General features: G+C 68.2%; 16 protein-coding genes. 9 read left to right on the top strand and 7 right to left on the bottom strand.

The window, feature by feature from the left end:
- Window positions 1–22: 22 nt before the first annotated feature.
- The gene (locus ASE67_RS07595) at window positions 23–1,693 is read right to left on the bottom strand and encodes an MFS transporter (RefSeq protein WP_055758664.1); all 1,671 of its coding nucleotides are present in this window, start codon (window positions 1,691–1,693) and stop codon (window positions 23–25) included.
- A 77-nt stretch (window positions 1,694–1,770) separates the two neighbouring features.
- On the opposite strand from ASE67_RS07595, the gene ASE67_RS07590 reads away from it, so the two are divergent.
- Window positions 1,771–2,082: a DUF167 domain-containing protein gene (locus tag ASE67_RS07590; protein WP_055758661.1), complete on the top strand. Its 312-nt coding sequence runs from the start codon at window positions 1,771–1,773 to the stop codon at window positions 2,080–2,082.
- Between the two features lie 230 nt (window positions 2,083–2,312).
- Here ASE67_RS07590 and ASE67_RS07585 read toward each other — a convergent pair whose 3' ends face one another.
- The 3 genes from ASE67_RS07585 to ASE67_RS07575 are packed head-to-tail and all read right to left on the bottom strand — an operon-like array spanning window position 2,313 to window position 4,664.
- Window positions 2,313–3,476, bottom strand: a complete 1,164-nt coding sequence (locus ASE67_RS07585) for a glutathionylspermidine synthase family protein (RefSeq protein WP_055758658.1) — start codon at window positions 3,474–3,476, stop codon at window positions 2,313–2,315.
- Window positions 3,476–4,219 carry a PspA/IM30 family protein gene (locus ASE67_RS07580; RefSeq protein WP_055758655.1) on the bottom strand — a complete coding sequence of 248 codons (744 nt, stop codon included), beginning with the start codon at window positions 4,217–4,219 and terminating at the stop codon, window positions 3,476–3,478. Before ASE67_RS07580 ends, ASE67_RS07585 begins: the two co-directional genes overlap by 1 nt.
- A 13-nt stretch (window positions 4,220–4,232) precedes the next feature.
- Window positions 4,233–4,664, bottom strand: a complete 432-nt coding sequence (locus ASE67_RS07575) for a YjfI family protein (protein WP_055758653.1) — start codon at window positions 4,662–4,664, stop codon at window positions 4,233–4,235.
- Window positions 4,665–4,759: 95 nt separating this feature from the next.
- On the opposite strand from ASE67_RS07575, the gene ASE67_RS07570 reads away from it, so the two are divergent.
- From ASE67_RS07570 to ASE67_RS07555, 4 genes are read left to right on the top strand one after another with little or no spacing between them, the layout of a single operon-like run.
- On the top strand, window positions 4,760–5,764 hold the full coding sequence (locus tag ASE67_RS07570) for a potassium channel family protein (protein WP_055758651.1): 1,005 nt from the start codon (window positions 4,760–4,762) through the stop codon (window positions 5,762–5,764).
- On the top strand, window positions 5,761–6,399 hold the full coding sequence (locus ASE67_RS07565) for a DUF2491 family protein (protein ID WP_200922180.1): 639 nt from the start codon (window positions 5,761–5,763) through the stop codon (window positions 6,397–6,399). The genes ASE67_RS07570 and ASE67_RS07565 overlap by 4 nt, the downstream gene beginning before the upstream one ends.
- 13 nt (window positions 6,400–6,412) lie before the next feature.
- Window positions 6,413–6,826, top strand: a complete 414-nt coding sequence (locus ASE67_RS07560) for a DUF350 domain-containing protein (protein ID WP_055758648.1) — start codon at window positions 6,413–6,415, stop codon at window positions 6,824–6,826.
- A gap of 11 nt (window positions 6,827–6,837) precedes the next feature.
- Window positions 6,838–7,470, top strand: a complete 633-nt coding sequence (locus tag ASE67_RS07555; protein ID WP_055758644.1) for a DUF1190 domain-containing protein — start codon at window positions 6,838–6,840, stop codon at window positions 7,468–7,470.
- 79 nt (window positions 7,471–7,549) lie between these two features.
- Here ASE67_RS07555 and ASE67_RS07550 read toward each other — a convergent pair whose 3' ends face one another.
- On the bottom strand, window positions 7,550–8,047 hold the full coding sequence (locus ASE67_RS07550; RefSeq protein ID WP_055758641.1) for a low molecular weight protein-tyrosine-phosphatase: 498 nt from the start codon (window positions 8,045–8,047) through the stop codon (window positions 7,550–7,552).
- A gap of 212 nt (window positions 8,048–8,259) precedes the next feature.
- Here ASE67_RS07550 and ASE67_RS07545 point away from each other — a divergent pair, with 212 nt between their 5' ends.
- Together ASE67_RS07545 and ASE67_RS07540 are read left to right on the top strand one after the other, a co-directional pair.
- Window positions 8,260–10,341, top strand: a complete 2,082-nt coding sequence (locus tag ASE67_RS07545; RefSeq protein WP_055758638.1) for a carbon starvation CstA family protein — start codon at window positions 8,260–8,262, stop codon at window positions 10,339–10,341.
- On the top strand, window positions 10,325–10,513 hold the full coding sequence (locus tag ASE67_RS07540; RefSeq protein ID WP_055758635.1) for a YbdD/YjiX family protein: 189 nt from the start codon (window positions 10,325–10,327) through the stop codon (window positions 10,511–10,513). Before ASE67_RS07545 ends, ASE67_RS07540 begins: the two co-directional genes overlap by 17 nt.
- Window positions 10,514–10,657: 144 nt before the next feature.
- Here ASE67_RS07540 and ASE67_RS07535 read toward each other — a convergent pair whose 3' ends face one another.
- On the bottom strand, window positions 10,658–12,313 hold the full coding sequence (locus ASE67_RS07535; RefSeq protein WP_055758631.1) for an MFS transporter: 1,656 nt from the start codon (window positions 12,311–12,313) through the stop codon (window positions 10,658–10,660).
- A 160-nt stretch (window positions 12,314–12,473) separates the two neighbouring features.
- Between ASE67_RS07535 and acs the strand changes: the two genes are divergently transcribed.
- Window positions 12,474–14,408: an acetate--CoA ligase gene (gene acs, locus ASE67_RS07530; RefSeq protein WP_055758628.1), complete on the top strand. Its 1,935-nt coding sequence runs from the start codon at window positions 12,474–12,476 to the stop codon at window positions 14,406–14,408.
- 127 nt (window positions 14,409–14,535) lie between these two features.
- Window positions 14,536–15,153 carry a response regulator gene (locus ASE67_RS07525; protein ID WP_055758624.1) on the top strand — a complete coding sequence of 206 codons (618 nt, stop codon included), beginning with the start codon at window positions 14,536–14,538 and terminating at the stop codon, window positions 15,151–15,153.
- Between the two features lie 383 nt (window positions 15,154–15,536).
- Here the strand turns inward: ASE67_RS07525 and ASE67_RS18725 are convergent, their stop codons facing one another.
- The gene (locus ASE67_RS18725; protein ID WP_268795354.1) at window positions 15,537–18,794 is read right to left on the bottom strand and encodes a hybrid sensor histidine kinase/response regulator; all 3,258 of its coding nucleotides are present in this window, start codon (window positions 18,792–18,794) and stop codon (window positions 15,537–15,539) included.
- Window positions 18,795–18,857: the final 63 nt, after the last annotated feature.

Below are 18,857 nucleotides of genomic sequence, written 5' to 3'. Positions count from 1 at the left end.
CCGCGTCAAGCCATCAGGGACATCAGCTGGAGCGCGTGGGGTCGGTCATCGGATCGGCCATTTCGCGCGGCGTCGGCAGGCGGCTGACCGGCAGCGATCCGGTCTGCCGCTCGATCATGCGGTGGACCCGCGGCGCATCCTCGCCCCGGTGCAGTGCCAGCAGCGCCTCGCTATTGGCGCGATCGGCCTCCGTCCGGCGCTGGTTGTGGCGGATATATTCCAGCCAGGTGGAAACGTGATAGCGCTCGATCCACAATTCGGGATCGTTCAGGTCGCGCAGCAGGGCCCAGTGATGCGCCCCGTCACGCCGCCGGATGCGCCGCCGCTCGTTCATCACGTTCAGGAACGTCACCACGTCCTTCGCCTCGATGCGATAATCGATCGTCACCACCACCGGCCCCGACCGCGCCTCCACCGGCACCTCGGTATCGGGCGTTTCCCAGCCGCGCGGGGCAAGGTTCGCCGTTTCGATATCGCGCAGCGGCAGCTTGAACCCGGCGACGACGCTCAGCATCTGGACCGCAGCGGCGGTCAGCAGCGCGGCCTCCACGCCCTTCCCTTCCGCGATCGATCCGAACAGCCAGCTGCCCATCGTCATCCCGCCGAACGCCGACATCTGGTACAGCGCCAGCGCGCGTGCCACGACCCAGCGCGGCGCGGCCATCTGGACCGATACGTTGAAGGTGCTGAGCGCCGCGACCCAGCCGGCACCCGCCAGCACCAATGCCGCCATGGTCAGCGGCAACCACGGGCTGAGCGCCGCGATCGCGCCGCCCGCCGACAGCGCGGTGGCGGCAACCCGCACCAGCTTTTCGGGCGCCCAGCGGCGGCGCAATCGCACGCTGGTCAGCGCCCCGCCGACCGCGCCCGCGCCGAACGCGCCCAGCAGCGCGCCATAGGTCAGCGGCCCGCCGGTCACCAGGTCGCGCGCGACCAGCGGCATCATCGCCGGCACCGCGCTGGCGGCGACGCCGAACAGCGCGGCGCGCAGCAACACCGTGCGCAGCGACGGCGACATCCGGACGTACCGCACGCCAGCGGCCATCGCGAGGCCCAGCGTCTCGCGCGGCAACAGGCGCGGGGCATAGTCCGGTTTCCACCGCGCCAGCACCGCGATCAGCCCGAGATAGCTCAGCGCGTTGGTCAGGAACGCCGCCGCCGCTCCCGCCGCCGCGACGATCGCGCCGCCGATCGCGGGTCCCACGCTGCGCGCGATATTGAACCCCATCGAATTGAGCGCGACCGCACTCGGCAACACGCTGCGCGGTACCATGTCGCCGACCGAAGCCTGCCATGCCGGGCCGTTGATCGCGGTGCCGCACCCGATCAGGAAGGTGAACGACAGCAACAGCCACGGGCTGAGCAGCCCCATCCATGCACACACCGCCAGCGCGACCGACACGACCAGCATGAAGCTCTGCGCCGCCAGCATCACCCGCCGCCGGTCGAGATTGTCGGCGACCGCGCCGGCCCAGAGCGACAACAGCATGATCGGCAGCGTCGTCGATGCCTGCACCAGCGCGATCATCTGCGGCGACGCGGCCAGCGACGTCATCATCCACGACGCGCCGACCGACTGGATCAACCCGCCGAAGTTCGACGCCATCGACGCGATCCAGATGGCGCGAAAGATCGGGATCGACAGCGGGGAGCTATGCGTCGCCGTCGCGGTCGTTGCAGGGGTCGATGCCATGACGGCTGAATGCGGCAAGCGCCGCTTTGTGCCAACCCACTTGCAACGCCGACCCCCGTCACGCCATGGACAGGACGATGCGCGATCCCTTCACCCTCGACGCGACCGGCGCGATGCTGACGATCCGCGCCACGCCGAAGGCATCGAAGACGGCGGTGACCGGGGTGGTCGCGCTGGAGGGCGACGCCACCGCGCTGGGCCTGCGCATCGCCGCCCCGCCGGTCGACGGCGCGGCGAACGACGAAGTGGTGCGCTTTGTCGCGAAGGCGCTGCGCGTCGGGCGGGGATCGGTGACGCTGGTCGCCGGGCAGACGGCGCGGGTGAAGCGGTTGCGGATCGTGGGGGATGCGGTGGCGCTGGAGAAGGCGTTGCGGGCGCTCCTACCTTGATCGTCATTCCCGCGCAGGCGGGAATCCATACACGCTACCGCCGCGGCTCTATCACAACGGTCAGCGGCAATGGGTTCCCGCCTGCGCAGGAACGACGAACTGACCCCCCTTCGTCATCCCGGCGAAGGCCGGGATCCATTGTGTCGGGCGGCAACGACGAAAACACGACGTAACCGCGTCCATGGATTCCGGCCTACGCCGGAATGACGAAGGGTCGGTCGACTAACGCCTCAAACAATCGCATGCGGCACGAACCGCGCAAGGTCGCGCGTGATCGGCCCGTCATCCTCGCGCACCGACAACGCCACCGCATCGTCGCCGACGATCCACGAGCCCACCACCGCGTGGTTGCCGTCGAACACCGGCAACGGGCTGAGCGCCTGCACGACATGCCCTTCCTCGCCATAGCCGCCGTCCGGCCCGCGCGCCGTCGTGGCCCCGTCGACCAGTTCGATATCCCACCCCTCGCGTGAAAAGATCGGCTTGCGGACATAGGCATCGCCAATCTCCGCCAGCGCCGCCGTATCATCAGCAAAGGCGGCGGGCAGCAGGTTCGGATGCCCCTTATGCCGCTGCCACAACAGCGGCAGGATGCCCTTGTTCGACAGCAACGCCTTCCACGCCGGCTCCAGGAACAACGTCTTCGTCGCCGCCAGCTGCCGGGCATAGGGTTCGCGCAGCATATCCTCCCACGGATACAGCTTGAACAGCGCGGCGATCAGCACGTCCTCGCCATCGACGAACGCGCCGTCGCCATCGACGCCGATCCGATCGATCGCGACGAACGCCGGGTCCAACCCGGCCTGCCGCGCGACATCCTCTAGATAGCGCACCGTCTGCCGATCCTCGACATGATCGTCGATCGACGCGAAATGCACCGTGCTGCCCCGCGTGAACAGCGCGCCGAAGCGTTCGACCAGCGCATCGTGCAGCCGGTTATACTGATCCGCACCCTCGGGCAGCGTCCCCTCGGCGATGCGATCCTCCAGCCACTGCCATTGGAACAGCGCCGTCTCGAAGATGCTGGTCGGCGTATCGGCGTTATATTCCAGCATCTTGGCCGGGCCGGTCCCGTCAAACGCAAAATCGAAGCGTCCATAGAGCGACGGCGCATGGGCGCGCCACGACGCCGCCACCACGTCGCGCATATCGTCGGGAATGGCGAGGCGGTGCATCAACGCGTCGCTGCCGACCACCTCGTCCACCAGATCGCGGCACATCCCGTGCAGCTCGGCGCTGGGACCCTCGATCCCCTGCTCCACCTCGTCGAGCGAGAAGGCGTAATACGCCTCCTCCTCCCAATATTTCTGCCCGTCCTGATGGTGGAAGGTGAATCCCATCCGCTCGGCGGTCGCCCGCCAGTCGGGGCGTTCGGCGACCGCGCGGCGTTCCATCAGTCGCGCCCGATCGTGCCGCCGTCGCGCGTGCCGTCCGACAGGCGCGGCGCGGCGTCCTTGGCCTGCGACAGCCGGGCGAGAATATCGTCGGCGCTCGACGATCCGGGCAGCAGCCCGGCGGCCTGCAACTTCGCGTCGAGGTCCGCGCCGGTGCGCATATCCTCCAGCTCGGCCGATGCGCGGAACTTCTCCTCGCGGATCGCCTGCCGCTCCTTCAACCGGGCCAGGCTGTCCGCCGCCGACCCGAGCGACGATGCCGCCCCGCCATAGCTGCTGGCGACCGAGGCCTGCGCCTTCTGCACGCTCTCGTTCGCGCGGACGACATCGACCTCGCGGCGCAGCGCGTCGATCTTGCCGTCGCCGGTCTTGATGATACCGCGGATCTTGTCCTCGGCGGCGCGCATGTCGGCGATCTGCGGGGTCTTGCTCGACTGTTCCTGCTCGATCGTGGCCAGCCGCTGGGCGACTTCGCGCGCCAGGTCCATGTCGCCACGCGCCATCGCGGCGCGGGCCGACGATTCATACTTGTCCCGCTGCGAGGTCAGCGCCTCCAGCTCCTTTTCCATCATCCGCCGCTTGGCGGTCAGCGTCGCCAGGTCGTCGCGCGCCTTCGCCTGCAACGACCCCGCATCGCGAATCTGCTGGTCGAGGATCGTCAGCGCCTTCGCATCGACGATCGACTGGCCGGTTTCATGCGCGGTGCCGCGGACCAGCGCGACCAGATTTTTCCACATCGACATCCAACCTACTCCGTTACGCGGCAAATTCGGTGCGCAGCTCGGACGCCGCCTCGATCGCGTTCTGCGCCAATACGCGCAGTTCGATCAGCACAGTACGCAGCGACGATTCGACCGACAACTCACCCACCAGCTCATAATATTCGCGTCCACCGACTTCGGCGATTGCGAAATTCGACAGCGGCACCAGCTTCTGCGTTTTCAGCAGGAAGCGGTTGAACGCATGCTGGTCGGCCTGTTCGTCGACCGGCCACAGCAGCGACGACACGACGATCTGCTCGCCCGCGACCGAAGCGAAGATCGCGAGGTCGCCGAAATGGTGCATCGTCAGCTTCAGGACCGGTTCGGCCTGCTCGATCCGCTCGACGCTCAATTCTTGCGTGTGCTCGCCGGTGCCCAGCGCATCGGCCAGCGCGGCCACGGTCCAGCTACGGGGTGCGTCGTCCATCCATCCCTCCGAAACGCCGGCCCGGTGTATTGGCCGCGCTTGACACCCCAAGCATAAGGCGCGACCAAAAAGCAAGGTGCGGGGGCAGTCGAGGAATGAAGCCATTCAGTCTGGGCAGATATCTCCGGCGCCTCTACCTCGCGGCCAGCGCGCTGCATCGCGGCGTGCTGCTCTCGCTGCTCGTGCTGCACATGGCGCTGTCATGGGAATTGCTGGCCTGGGCGGGCGAGGCGGACCTGACCGCCGCCCCGGCCTATCTCTACTGGTATGCGACCACCGCCTCGACGGTCGGCTATGGCGACCTGTCGCCGAAATCGGATGCCGGGCGGATCGTCACCGCGCTGTTCGTGATGCCCGGCGCGATCGCGCTGTTCACCGTGTCGATCGCCCGCGCCTTTGCCGGCGTGTCGGCGCGCTGGCGGCGACGGCGCATGGGGTTGGGGGACTATAGCGCGATGCGTGGCCATATCGTCCTGGTCGGCTACGACCCCGACCGCACGCCCCGTATGATCGCCGAGATCGTCGCCGACGGGCAGGGCCATGAACTGGTGCTGGTCGCGACGCAGGAACTGACCGGCGATGCAACCGACCACCGCTTCGTCCGCGTCGGATCGCTCACCGCCCCCGCCGATCTGCGCCGCGCCGGGGTCGCCACGGCAGAGCGGGTCATCGTCTATGGCCCGTCCGATCCCAATACGCTGGCCGCGACGCTGGCCGTCACCGCGCTCAACGACAGCGGCCATGTCGTCTGCTTCCTGCGCGATCCCGACACCGCCGGGCTGCTCACCGCGCACTGCCCGCAGGTGGAGGTCGTGTTGACCCCAACCGTCGAACTGGTGGTGAAGGCGTTGAGCGACCCCGGCTCCAGCCGCCTGATCGCGCAACTGGCCAGCCATACCGACGATGGCGGCACGCTGTACGCCACCGCCGCGCGAACCGCCGGCAGCTTCGACGACGCCGCGCGCGATCTGCGCACGCGCGGCGGGATATTGGTCGCGACCTGTGGTGCTGGCAGCAATTCGCCGGTATTCGACCCCGAAGGCCAGATCGCGGTCGGCGACCGGCTGTTCTACATCGCGCGCACAAGGATCGCGGCATGATTTTCGGCAGCCTGTTCGGCGGCGCTCCCCGTGAAGAAACCCCCGCCGTGGCGGTGGTGCGCAACATCACCATCGGACGACAGGTGCGGCTGGACGCGCTGGCGTGGCGGCGGCTAACCCGCGCGGCCTTCACCCTTGATCGCGATACGCTGGAGATCACCGCGCAGGGCTTGATCCGGTTGGACGATGGCAGCCATGTCCACCGTTTCTACACCGACGACGAACTGATGCTGCAGGCGGTCAGCCAGCGCGCGGACGGGGCGGATGCCGACGATTTCACCCTGTTCCGCCCCTGGTCATCGACCTATCCGACCGACTGGGCCGATACCGGTGCGTTCCGCCAGCGCCTGTCGCAGCCGCTGTGGGACGAACCCGACCTCGCCCGCTTCGACCGCTTCTGGTACCCTGACGACGACCGGGTGCAGCCGCCGGTCGAGCTGTGGGAAGCGGTGTACGAGGAACGCACCGGCGCGCCGGTCCGCCATATCAAGCAGGCCTGCATGCTCTATGCCCGCGAAGTGCCGCCCGAGGGGCAGGAACTGCTGCTGGCGCTGGCGATGCAGCCCGAGGGCGGCGACCTGACGCACGAAATCATGGTCGGGCTGCCGCTGCTACCCGCCGAATTCAACGCCTGAAGGGGGACCCGCGATGTTCGATATTGCCTATTTCACGAACGGGGCGGCGCATTTCATCGTCGCCTTCGGCCTTGCCTGCCTGTTCCTCACCGTCTTCAAATGGCTCTATCAGGTCTCGACCCCCTATGACGAACGCGCGCTGATCGCGGCGAACAACACCGCCGCGGCGGTGGCGCTGGGCGGGGCGATCATAGGGTTCGCGCTGCCGCTCGCCTCCGCATTGGAAGTGACCAGTGGCGTCGTCGAATTCACCGCCTGGGCGCTGCTTGCCGGCGTGATCCAGATCGTCGCCGCGCTCATCATCCGCCGCGTCGTCGTGCGGGACATGGCCGCGCGGATCGAAGCCGGCAACCTCGCCAGCGCGACCTACAGCGCGGCGACCTCGATCGGCGTGGGCCTGCTCAACGCCGCATCGATGACCTATTGAGGGGCCGATCCATGACCACCCTGCCCCCCCGCCGCAAACGCTCGGTCGCCGCCGGCCTCTCCGCCGTCGGTGCGGTCGCGATGCTGTCGGGCTGCGACGACAATAACGAACAGGCGCGCTTCGGCCCCCAGACGGAAGTCGCCGCGTTCCAGACGATCCAGCAATGCGTCGACAGCGGCCAGTACGACCGCGCCACCTGCGTCGCCGCCCAGCAAAAGGCGTTCAACGACGACGGCAAGGCCGCCCCGCGCTACGACAGCCAGGCGCTGTGCGAGGAACAGTTCGGCGCGGCGCAATGCCAGCGCCGCAGCGAAGGCGGACAAAGCTTCTTCACGCCGCTGCTCACCGGCTTCCTGATCGGACAGATCCTCAACAACAACTCGGCCCGCTACAATTATGGCGGGCTGTACCGCGAACGGCGCGATGGCAGCGGCGGCGGCGGTGGCTGGTATACCGGGTCGGGCGCGTATCTCAGCCCGAACAACGGCTATCGCTACAATGTCGGCAGCAAGGCGATCACGACCCCGGTCACAACCCAGCGCATCCAGACGCGCAGCTCGGTCGTCTCGCGCGGCGGCTTCGGCGGCCGGGTGAGCGCCAGGTCGAGCGGCGGCTGGGGCGGCGGGCGGTCGTTCGGGGGGTAATTTCCGAAAATCTCGTCATTCCCGCGCAGGCGGGAATCCATATGCGCTGACGTTCCGGCTCTGATCCCAGCGTCAGCGGCTATGGATTCCCGCCTTCGCAGGAATGACGATCCTGGGCCAACCCCGCCACGATGCCGTCCGCCGCCGCCGACACATCGCCCCACGTCACCGCGAACCCGGCATCGTCGCCATAATAGGGATCGGCCACCGCCTGTCCCGCGCGCCCCGGCACCACGTCCAGCAGCAACCCGACCACCGCCGTGGCATCCGCCGGCGCCCGCCGCCGCAGCTCGGCCAGATTGTCGCGGTCGAGCGCGTAGATATGGTCGAAGCGGCGAAAGTCCGCCGCCTGCACCTGTCGCCCGCGATAGCCGGAAATGTCGATCCCGTGCCGCCGCGCCTCGGCCTGCGCGCGGCGGTCGGGCGGGTCGCCGACATGCCACGCCCCGGTCCCGGCCGAATCGACCTCGATCGCCACCCCAACACGCACCGCCGCAGCACGCAACGCCGCCTCGGCCAGCGGCGAGCGACAGATATTGCCGAGGCAGACGAACAGGATCGATGGGGTTTGCGGCATCGGGCTCTCCAAGGCCCCCTCCCCAACCCCGTTCGGTTCGAGCAGCTTCGAGCCTGTCGAGAAGCGTCTGTCGAGAACTTGGTCGTTTGGGGCAACCCCTTCTCGACAAGCTCGAACCTTCGCTCGGAGCAACCGGGAAGAAGAAGCCGACAAAACCCATGGCATCCCCCGCCCCCTTACGCCAAGAGTATCCCAAAACAGGGGAGAGACGCATGGCGACCGCAGCAGTCACACCGATCGCGCCGAAACGGCTAGGCGAATGGATCGGCTGGGCGATAGTCGCCATCGTCGGCGCGGTCGCGCTCGGCTGGATCGCGCTGATGCGCGGCGAACCGGTCAACGCGCTGTGGATCGTCGTCGCATCGCTGTGCGTCTACGCCATCGCCTATCGCTTCTACGGCCTGTTCATCGCGTCGCGCGTGCTGCGCGTCGATCCGTCGCGCCCGACCCCCGCCGTCCGCCGCGACGACGGCCTCGATTACGTGCCGACGCACAAGGGCGTGCTGTTCGGCCACCATTTCGCGGCCATCGCCGGGGCCGGCCCGCTGGTCGGCCCGGTCCTCGCGGCACAAATGGGCTACCTCCCCGGCACGCTGTGGCTGCTCGCCGGGGTCGTGTTCGCCGGCGCCGTGCAGGATTTCCTGATCCTCTATTTCTCCACCCGCCGCGATGCCCGGTCGCTGGGCGACATGATCCGCAGCGAAATGGGGCTGATTCCCGGCACCATCGCGCTGATCGGCGTGCTGATGATCATGGTCATCCTGCTCGCCGTCCTCGCGCTGGTGGTGGTGAAGGCGCTGACCGGCAGTCCGTGGGGCACCTTCACCGTCTTCGCGACCATTCCGATCGCGGTGCTGATGGGTCTCTATGGCCGCTTCCTGCGCCCCGGCAAGATCGCCGAAATGTCGCTGATCGGCTTCGTTCTGCTGATGGCGGCGATCATCGGTGGGGAGCCGGTGGCCCATTCGCCGGTCTTCGCACCGATGTTCACCTATTCCGGCCCGGCGCTGGCGCTGATCCTGATGGCCTATGGCTTCGTCGCGTCGGTCGTGCCGGTGTGGCTGCTGCTCGCCCCGCGCGACTACCTGTCGACCTTCCTCAAGATCGGCGTGATCGCCGGCCTGGCGCTCGGCATCCTCTATGTCCGCCCCGACCTGCAGATGCCCGCCGTCACCCATTTCATCGACGGCACCGGCCCGGCCTTTTCGGGCAAGCTGTTCCCGTTCCTGTTCATCACCATCGCCTGCGGGGCCGTCTCCGGCTTCCACGCGCTGATCGCCAGCGGCACGACGCCCAAGATGGTGGCGAGCGAGGCCGACCTGCGCTTCATCGGCTATGGCGCGATGCTGACCGAGAGCTTCGTCGCGATCATGGCGCTGATCGCTGCCTGCGTCCTCGACCCCGCCGTCTATTTCGCGATGAACGCGCCTGCCGCGCTGATCGGCACGACCGCCGACAGCGCGGCACAGGCGATCGCCCAGTGGGGCTTCGTCATCACCCCCGACATGCTGACCCAGCTGGCGCGCGACGTCGGCGAAACCAGCATCCTGTCGCGCGCCGGCGGCGCGCCGACGCTGGCGGTCGGCATGGCGCATATCCTGTCCCAGGTGATCGGCGGACAGGCGATGATGGCGTTCTGGTACCACTTCGCGATTTTGTTCGAGGCGCTGTTCATCCTGACCACCGTCGATGCCGGTACCCGCGTCGCCCGCTTCATGATCCAGGACCTGCTCGGCAGCTTCATTCCGGCCATGAAGGAAACGCAGAAGCTTGGCCCCAACTTGATCGGCACCGCGCTCGCCGTCGCCGCATGGGGCTGGTTCCTCTACAGCGGCGTCACCGATCCGCTGGGCGGGATCAACACGCTGTGGCCGCTGTTCGGCATCTCGAACCAGATGCTCGCCGCCATCGCGCTGATCCTGTCGACGGTGCTGCTCTTCAAGATGAAGCGCGACCGCTATGCATGGGTGACGATCGTCCCGACCGCATGGCTGCTAATCTGCACGCTGACGGCGGGCTGGCAGAAGCTGTTCGACGCCAATCCGAAGATCGGCTTCCTCGCCCACGCAAACGTCTTTTCCGAAGCGCTGGCACGCGGCGAGATCCTGGCACCCGCCAAGACGGCGGCGGAGATGCAGCGGATCATCCTCAACGACCGCATCGACGCCGGCCTCTGCGTGCTGTTCATCGTCGTGGTGCTGTCGATCCTCGTCTACGGCATCGGCGCGATCCGCAAGGCAAAGGCATCGCCGACCCCGACCGCGCAGGAGGTCGGCGATGCCCTTCCTGCATAAGCTCGCCGAAACCGCGCGGCTGATGGTCGGCGTTCCCGATTACGATCGCTATGTCGCGCACCGGGCGGCACATCATCCGGACGAACCGGTCATGACGCTGAAGGAATTCCACCGCGACCGCGTGGCCCGCCGCTACGGCACCGGCCCCAGCGCCCCGCCGCGTTGTTGCTGAGCGCCACCCTCTCCCACCGTCACCCCGGACTTGATCCGGGGTCCCGCTTCTTCTGCGACCGTGGTTAAGAAGCGGGACCCCGGGTCAAGCCCGGGGTGACGAAGTTTGCAATGCCACCGCCTGCATCGGCGGCACCGCCCGGCATCAATCCCGAATATTCCGCCGGAACGTCTCCGGCAGGAACAGCACGCCCAGCACCAGCGTCACCACCGCCAGCACCACCGGATACCACAGCCCGTAATAAATATCCCCGGTCGCGGCGACCATCGCGAACGCCGTCGTCGGCAGGAACCCGCCGAACCAGCCATTGCCGATATGATAGGGCAGCGACATCGACGTATAGCGGATGCGGCTGGGGAACAGCTCGACCAGCAGCGCCGCGATCGGGCCATAGACCATGGTCACCAGGATCACCATGAACCACAGGATCAGGATCACCAGCGGCTTGTTGATCGCCGCCGGATCGGCCTTGGCCGGATAGCCCGCCGCGGTCAACGCCGCCGCGACCTCGCCCTGATACGCCGTGATCGCCGCCGCACGATCGGCACCCGTCACCTTGGAAGGATCGGGCGCGAGCAACACCCGGTCACCCACCGCAACGCTCGCGATCGTCCCCGCCGTCGCCTCGACATTGGTGTAGCTGATGCCATTCTTCGCCAGATAGGACTTTGCAATGTCGCAGCTTTTCGCATCGAACTTGTTCCGCCCGATCGGATCGAACTGGACCGAACAATCCTCGTCATGCGCGGTCACCCGCACCGGCGACGCCACCTGCGCCTTCGCCAGCGCCGGATTGGCGGCATTGGTCAGCGCACCGAATAGCGGGAAATAGGTCAGCGCCGCCAGCGCGCAGCCGCCCATGATGATCCATTTCCGCCCGATCTTGTCCGACAGCCAGCCAAAGAACACGAAGAACGGCGTGCCCAGCGCCAGCGATATGGCAAGCAGCACATTCACCGTCGCGCCGTCGACCTTCATCATCTTTTCGAGGAAGAACAGGACGTAGAACTGCCCGGTATACCACACCACCGCCTGCCCCATCGCCGCGCCGAACAGCGCGATCAGCACGAGCTTCAGGTTCGGCCAGCGCAGGAACGCCTCGGTCAGCGGGGCCTTCGACGTCTTGCCCTCTTCCTTCATCTTCAGGAACACCGGGCTTTCCGACAGCTGCAGCCGGATCCACATCGACACGCCCAGCAGCAGGATCGACACCAGGAACGGCAACCGCCAACCGAACCCGCCGAACGTCTCTTCGCCCAGCGCCGTGCGGAACCCGATCACGACCAAAAGAGCCGCGAACAGCCCCATCGTCGCCGTCGTCTGGATGAAGCTGGTATAGAGTCCGCGCTTCCCGTCGGGCGCATGTTCCGCGACATAGGTCGCCGCCCCGCCATACTCCCCGCCCAGCGCCAAGCCCTGCACGATGCGCAGCAGCACCAGGATGATCGGCGCGGCCACGCCGATGCTGGCATAGGACGGCAACAACCCGACCGCAAAGGTCGACAGGCCCATCAGCCCCATCGTCACCAGGAACGTGTTCTTGCGCCCGACCAGATCGCCGATCCGCCCGAACACCAGCGCGCCGAACGGCCGCACCGCAAAGCCGGCGGCAAACGCGCCCAGCGCCAGGATAAACCCGGTCGTCTCGTTCACGCCCGAAAAGAACTGCTTCGAAATATAGCTCGCCAGCAGCCCGTAGAGGTAGAAATCATACCATTCGAATACGGTGCCCAGCGACGACGCCGCGATCACCAGTTTCTCGTTCTGGCCCTTATGGGGCGTGGCTATCGCCTCTGCCATGGCGGCATCCTCTCGTTTTCCGGCGCGGTCTGTCGCCGCACCTTCTTGCCGCGCCAGTGTCATGCGCGCGCGCCATGGTGGCCAGTACGACCTTGGTCGTAGGGGGCACCGGCTTGACGCGCGCCCCCGCGACCGCACATCAGGCGCACAGGAGAGACATATGACCCAGACGATCCATGCGGCACCGCAGGACGCCGCCGCCAAGGTGGACAAGGCCGAGTACGACGCGCGCTATGCCGTGTCGCTTAATGACCCCGAAGCCTATTGGCGCGAGGGCGGCCGCTGCATCGACTGGTCGCGCCCTTATACGGAGGTGAAGGACACCTCGTTCGACGAGGCGGACTTCCGCATCCGCTGGTTCGCCGACGGGCAGACCAACGTCTCGGTCAACTGCCTCGACCGCCATCTCGCCGAACGCGGCGACAGCATCGCCATCCTCTGGGAAGGCGACGAACCCGGCGAGACGCGCAAGGTCACCTATCGCGAACTCCACCAGCAAGTGTGCTGCTTCGCCAACGTCCTGAAGGCGAAGGGCGTGAAGAAGGGCGATCGCGTCACCCTCTATCTGCCGATGGTCCCCGAAGCTGCCGCCGCGATGCTCGCCTGCACCCGCATCGGCGCGATCCATTCGATCGTCTTCGGCGGCTTCTCCCCCGACAGCCTCGCCAACCGCCTCGTCGATTGCGACAGCCGCCTGGTCATCACCGCCGACGAAGGCTGTCGCGGCGGCAAGCGCATTCCGCTGAAGGCCAATGTCGACAAGGCGATGGACCATGCCCCCGGCGTCGACACCGTCATCGTCATCCGTCGCAGCGGCGGCAACGTGCCGATGGTCGAGGGCCGCGACTTCTGGCTGCACGACCTCCTCGCCGACGCGTCGCCCGACTGCCCGGCCGAGCCAATGGACGCCGAAGACCCGCTGTTCATCCTCTATACGTCGGGATCGACCGGCAAGCCCAAGGGCGTGCTGCACACCACCGGCGGCTATCTGGTATGGGCGCACACCACCTTCCGCGACGTGTTCGATTACCGCGACGGCGAAGTCTTCTGGTGTACCGCCGACATCGGCTGGGTCACCGGGCACAGCTATGTCGTCTATGGCCCGTTGAGCAACGGCGCGACGACCGTCATGTTCGACGGCGTGCCCAACTATCCCGACCATGGCCGCTTCTGGGAAACCATCGACCGGTTGGGCGTCAACACCTTCTACACCGCCCCCACCGCCATCCGCGCGCTGATGCGCGAGGGCGACAGCTGGGTCACGAAGTCCAGCCGCGAGTCACTGCGCCTGCTGGGCAGCGTCGGCGAACCGATCAATCCGGAGGCATGGGACTGGTATCACCGCGTCGTCGGCGACCGCCGCTGCCCGATCGTCGATACCTGGTGGCAGACCGAAACCGGCGGCATCCTCATCTCGCCGCTGCCCTATGCCACCGACCTGAAACCCGGCAGCGCGACGAAGCCGCTGCCCGGTGTGCAGCCGATGATCGTCGATGCCGAGGGCAAGGAACTGACCGGCGCGACCGAGGGGAACCTCTGCATCACCGACAGCTGGCCGGGTCAGATGCGGACGGTGTGGGGCGACCACGACCGCTTCTTCCAGACCTATTTCACCACCTATCCCGGCAAATATTTCACCGGCGACGGCGTGCGCCGCGACGCGGATGGCTATTACTGGATTACCGGCCGCGTCGATGACGTCATCAACGTCAGCGGCCACCGCATGGGCACCGCCGAGGTCGAAAGCGCACTGGTGTCGCATCCGAAGGTCGCCGAGGCGGCGGTCGTCGGCATGCCGCATGACATCAAGGGCCAGGGCATCTACGCCTATGTGACGCTCAACGCCGGCGACGAACCGTCCGATGACCTGCGCGCCGAACTGCGCCAATGGGTCCGCAAGGAAATCGGCCCCGTCGCCACCCCCGACGCACTGCAATTCGCCCCTGGCCTGCCCAAAACCCGCTCGGGCAAGATCATGCGCCGCATCCTGCGCAAGATCGCCGAGAACGACACGTCGAACCTCGGCGATACCTCGACGCTGGCCGACCCGTCGGTCGTCGACACGCTGGTCGCCGAGCGTATCCAGCCGGCGTGAGGGGCGACCACCCACCCCTCCCGTCACCCCGGGCTTGACCCGGGGTCCCGCTTCTTTCTCCACCGTCGCAGAAGAAGCGGGACCCGGATCAGATCCGAGGTGACGACGGAGAGACCAGAACAGGCCGATGACCACCATCCTCGTCGCCGACGACCACCCCCTGTTCCGCCAAGCGCTGACCCTGGCCGTCCTCCAGGTCCGCCCCGACGCGAACATCGTCGAAGCCGGCTCGCTCGACCGCGCCGTCCAGGCCGTTCGCGAAGCCGACACCCTCGCCCTCATCCTGCTCGACCTGAACATGCCGGGCGCGGTCGGCTATAGCGGCGTGGCGCTGCTCCATGCCGAAGCCCCCGACGTCCCCATCCTCGTCGTCTCCGGCGCAGACCGCGCGGCGGCCTTTGCCCAGGTCGCCCGCTTCGGTGCGGTCGGCTTTGTCGGCAAGGATGCGCCGCTGGAATCGATCGAAGCCGCCATCGCCGCCGCCCTCGCCGGCAAACGCATGGCTGCCGACGATGCCGCGGAGGACGACATGGCGGCCCGCGTGGCCGCGCTCACCCCGACGCAACTGCGCGTCCTGCTCGGCGTCCTCGCCGGCCGCCTGAACAAACAGATCGCCCACGACCTCGGCATCGCCGAAGCGACGGTAAAAGTCCACATGACCGCCGTCCTGCGCAAGCTCGACGTCGGCAACCGCACCCAGGCCGCCGTCGCCGCCCGCGCGCTGGGGCTGGAGGTCACGGGATAGGCAGGCCATCCACCACAACGTCACCCTGGACTTGATCCGGGGTCCCGCTTCTTCTGCAACGATGGGTAGCGGCACCCCAGCGCTGTCCTACAAGGCCACGGCCTGCCATGATCGCGCCCGCTCTTTCGCATCGTCGCAACCCGCCCGCCGCCCGGCCACACTCGTCGCATCGACGAAGGCTGGGACCTCCACCAGCACCGCCCTACCCACGCCGCGAACCGCCCCGCTCCGACGTGCAACGAAAACGTGGCGAGTGTGAACTTTGTGAACTTTGGCCGAAAAATCCTTTGTTTCCAACGGCACGCCATGGACAAAGCCCGTGCCGTCGGACGGCGCTCCCCGCGCCGCCGGCCGGCCGCGCCTTTAGGCTCGCCGTAGCTGCGCTACTGCTTGTCCGGCGCGGCTAGCCACCCGTCGAACACCTCACCCGACAACGGCTTCAACAACACCGCCACCCCCGCGACCTGCGCCGCCTCGGCCAGCGTCCGGCTGGCACCCGCCGTCACCAGCGCCACGCGCAGCCCCGGCTTCTGCACCCGCAGCGCCGCGATCAGCGCCAGCCCATCGACCGTCCCGCCCAGATCGTGATCGACGAACGCGACGTCCTCGGTCACCGCCGACAACGCCTCCTCGACGCAAGCCGCCACCCGCACCTGGTGCCCCCGGCTCACCGCCAGCGCCGCCATCGCCCGCCGCACCCCGGCATCGTCATCGACGATCAGGCACGACAGCGGCCCGACCTCCCGCGCCGCCAACCGCTGTGGCACCGGCGCCACCACGCCCTCCACCATCGGCAGCGTCACCGCAAAGCGGCTCCCCCGCCCGACCCGGCTGTCGAGATCGACCTCAGCCCCCAGCAACGCCGCCGTCCGCGCGACGATCGCCAAGCCGAGGCCCAGCCCGGCATCCTCCGCCGTTGCCAGCCGTTCGAACTCGCGAAACACCCGTGCCCGGTCGGTATCGGCAATGCCCGGCCCGCTATCGACCACCTCGATCCGCGCCTGGCCCCCACGCCGCCGCACGCCGATCACCACCCCGCCCCGCGCCGTGTAGCGCACCGCATTGCCCAGCAGATTCTGCACGATCGACCGCAGCAGCACCCGGTCGGTTTCGACCACCGCGTCACCGGGCCCCAGCCGCAGCACCAGCCCCTTCGCCCGCGCCTGGTCGGCGAAACTGTCGACCAGCTCGGCCAGCAGGTCGCGTGACCCGAAGCGCGTCGGCACCGGCACGATTCCCCCGGCATCCAGCTTGGAAATGTCGAGCAGCGCGCGCAGCAGCTGGTCCGCCGCTGCGATCGACTGGTCGATCCGCTCGACCAGCGGCTTCGCCCGATCATCCGCCCCGCGCGCCAGCGCGGCGGTGAACAGCCGTGCGGCATGGAGCGGCTGCAACAGGTCGTGGCTGGCGGCGGCCAGGAACCGGGTCTTGTCCGCCGTCGCCCGCGCCAGCGCCGCATTCGCATCCGACAGCGCCCGCGTCCGCGCCTCGACCCGTCGCTCCAGCTCGGCCCGCGCCGTCTCGACGGCACGCAGTGCCTGCGCCTCGGCGGTAATATCCGAAAAGCACATGACATAGCCGCCGCCCGGCATCGGCCCGCCGACCGTCTTCAGCACCCGCCCGTCGCTGCGGACCCGTTCGAAACTGTGCTGCGTCCCCCGCCGCATATGCGCCAGCCGCCGCCGCACATGGTCGTCGACCTCGCCCGGCCCGCAATCGCCGCGCAGCGCATTGAACGCGATTGCATCGGCGATCGGCGCACCGACCCGGATCATGCCGGCCGGAAAGCCGAACAGGTCGAGGTACCGCTGATTCCACGCGACCAGGTTCAGCTCGGCATCGACTACGCTGACCCCCGGATCGATATGCTCCAGCGTCGCGGCCAGCAGCCCCTTGGAAAATTGCAGGCTCTGCCCGCTTTCATCCAGCATCCGGGCAACATCCTCGGCGCCCAGCCCCTCCCCCGACAATGCCGATGCGACCAGCCGCCGTGCCGACGACACCCCCACCGCCTGCGCCACCAGCCGCTCGGCCCGGCGTGCCGCACGGGCGTCGATATGGGTGCCGCTCCCCAGTTCGGCGGCGGCGCGCTCCTCGCCCACGAACCGCGCGACCAGCTGGGTCAGCTCGGACAGGTCGCGCACCGGCGGCACCCGGTCGTCGCGCACGAACGGCAGGCGCGGCGCACGCGACATGGCGACGATCGCATGGACGATCATGTTCGCGGCCAACGTCACCACTGCCGCCGTCGCAACCGCGCCCATGCCCGGCATCGCTGGGATCGGCAGCGGCGCACCGCTGAGCGTCGGCACGAACAGCAGCAGCGTCCATCCGCACAGGCCGGTGGCCAGCCCCGCCTTCGCCGCCATCGGATCGCGCCCGCCGCCCAGCACCGCCAGCACCAGCGCCGAGGCAAACTGCGCCATCGCCGTAAAGGCGACCAGCCCGATCGCCGCCAGCCCGCGCGTCGTCGGGATCAGCAGCGCGCTCAGCAACGCCACGCCGACAATGCCGACGATCACTACCCGCCGCACCCACAGCAAAGTCCGCCCGACATGCGCGGCGGCGGCCATGCGCGAGCTGCGCAGCAACAGCGGCGCGATCAGGTCGTTCGACACCATCGTCGCCAGCGCCACCGTCTCCATCACCACCATCGCCGTCGCCGCCGAAAACCCGCCGACGAACCCCAGCAGCGCGACGATGGGCGCACCCGCCGCCAACGGCATGGCGATGACCAACAGGTCGGGCCGCGTCACGCCGCCCTGCACCAGCGCGCCCCAGGTGATCGGCACGACCAGCAGCGCGGTCAGCGCCAGATAAGCGACGAACGGCCAGCGGGCGCGCGCCGGGTCCTGCGGGTCGTGCGCCGCGATCACCGTCACATGGAACTGGCGCGGCAGGCACAGCATCGCCGCCATCGCCAGCAGCGTCGCGATGGCGAAATCGCCGATCGCCGGCGGCCGGGCGAGGCCGCTTGCCAGCCGCGTCAGCCCGGCGGCCCGATCCATCGGTGCCGCCCCCGCCACCAGCCACAGCGCGAACAGCGCGACCGCGGCAAAGGCGGCCAGCTTGATGAGCGACTCCACCGCCACCGCCGCCAGCAACCCGCCATCGGCCCGCTCGCGCGCATCGCCGCGCGTGCCGAACGCGACGGCGAACCCGGCCAGCACGATCGCGGTCACGATCATCGGCCGGGTGGCATCGGCCATGCCCGACAGCGCGCCATAGCTGGTCGCGACCGACCGCAGCTGCAGCGCGACATAGGGCACGGTACCGGTCAGCGCGATCAGCGTTACCAGCGCCGCCACCCCCCGGCTGCGCGAAAACCGCCCGCCGATGAAGTCGGCGATCGACGTCGCCCCATCGGCCTGCACCGCGCCCACCAGCCGTACCAGCAACCGCCGCCCGCCGACGAACAACAGGATCGGCCCCAGATAGATCGGCAGATACGCCCAGCCATCGGCAACCGCGCTGCCGACCGCGCCGTTGAAGGTCCAGCTGCTGCAATAGACCGCCAGACCCAGCGTATAGACCACCCGCCGCTGCCCCGCCGCGATGCCCCGCCGCCGCACGATCCACGCCACCGCGAACAGCAGCGCGGCATAGCCGATCGCGACGACGAACAGCAGCAACCCGTCCATGGCGACCCTCCCCCTGCGGCGATCGACGTCGACACCGCCTTCATCGTCACCCCGGACTTGATC

Source organism: Sphingomonas sp. Leaf23 (assembly GCF_001421585.1).
Taxonomy (GTDB): domain Bacteria; phylum Pseudomonadota; class Alphaproteobacteria; order Sphingomonadales; family Sphingomonadaceae; genus Sphingomonas.
This window is presented reverse-complemented; position numbering and strand designations above follow the sequence as displayed.

Bases quoted from the DNA above. Each gene is read 5' to 3' on its own strand.
- ASE67_RS07595 (WP_055758664.1), bottom strand. From the start codon at position 1,693: ATGGCATCGACCCCTGCAACGACCGCGACGGCGACGCATAGCTCCCCG.
- ASE67_RS07590 (WP_055758661.1), top strand. From the start codon at position 1,771: ATGCGCGATCCCTTCACCCTCGACGCGACCGGCGCGATGCTGACGATC.
- ASE67_RS07585 (WP_055758658.1), bottom strand. From the start codon at position 3,476: ATGGAACGCCGCGCGGTCGCCGAACGCCCCGACTGGCGGGCGACCGCC.
- ASE67_RS07580 (WP_055758655.1), bottom strand. From the start codon at position 4,219: ATGTCGATGTGGAAAAATCTGGTCGCGCTGGTCCGCGGCACCGCGCAT.
- ASE67_RS07575 (WP_055758653.1), bottom strand. From the start codon at position 4,664: ATGGACGACGCACCCCGTAGCTGGACCGTGGCCGCGCTGGCCGATGCG.
- ASE67_RS07570 (WP_055758651.1), top strand. From the start codon at position 4,760: ATGAAGCCATTCAGTCTGGGCAGATATCTCCGGCGCCTCTACCTCGCG.
- ASE67_RS07565 (WP_200922180.1), top strand. From the start codon at position 5,761: ATGATTTTCGGCAGCCTGTTCGGCGGCGCTCCCCGTGAAGAAACCCCC.
- ASE67_RS07560 (WP_055758648.1), top strand. From the start codon at position 6,413: ATGTTCGATATTGCCTATTTCACGAACGGGGCGGCGCATTTCATCGTC.
- ASE67_RS07555 (WP_055758644.1), top strand. From the start codon at position 6,838: ATGACCACCCTGCCCCCCCGCCGCAAACGCTCGGTCGCCGCCGGCCTC.
- ASE67_RS07550 (WP_055758641.1), bottom strand. From the start codon at position 8,047: ATGCCGCAAACCCCATCGATCCTGTTCGTCTGCCTCGGCAATATCTGT.
- ASE67_RS07545 (WP_055758638.1), top strand. From the start codon at position 8,260: ATGGCGACCGCAGCAGTCACACCGATCGCGCCGAAACGGCTAGGCGAA.
- ASE67_RS07540 (WP_055758635.1), top strand. From the start codon at position 10,325: ATGCCCTTCCTGCATAAGCTCGCCGAAACCGCGCGGCTGATGGTCGGC.
- ASE67_RS07535 (WP_055758631.1), bottom strand. From the start codon at position 12,313: ATGGCAGAGGCGATAGCCACGCCCCATAAGGGCCAGAACGAGAAACTG.
- acs (WP_055758628.1), top strand. From the start codon at position 12,474: ATGACCCAGACGATCCATGCGGCACCGCAGGACGCCGCCGCCAAGGTG.
- ASE67_RS07525 (WP_055758624.1), top strand. From the start codon at position 14,536: ATGACCACCATCCTCGTCGCCGACGACCACCCCCTGTTCCGCCAAGCG.
- ASE67_RS18725 (WP_268795354.1), bottom strand. From the start codon at position 18,794: ATGGACGGGTTGCTGCTGTTCGTCGTCGCGATCGGCTATGCCGCGCTG.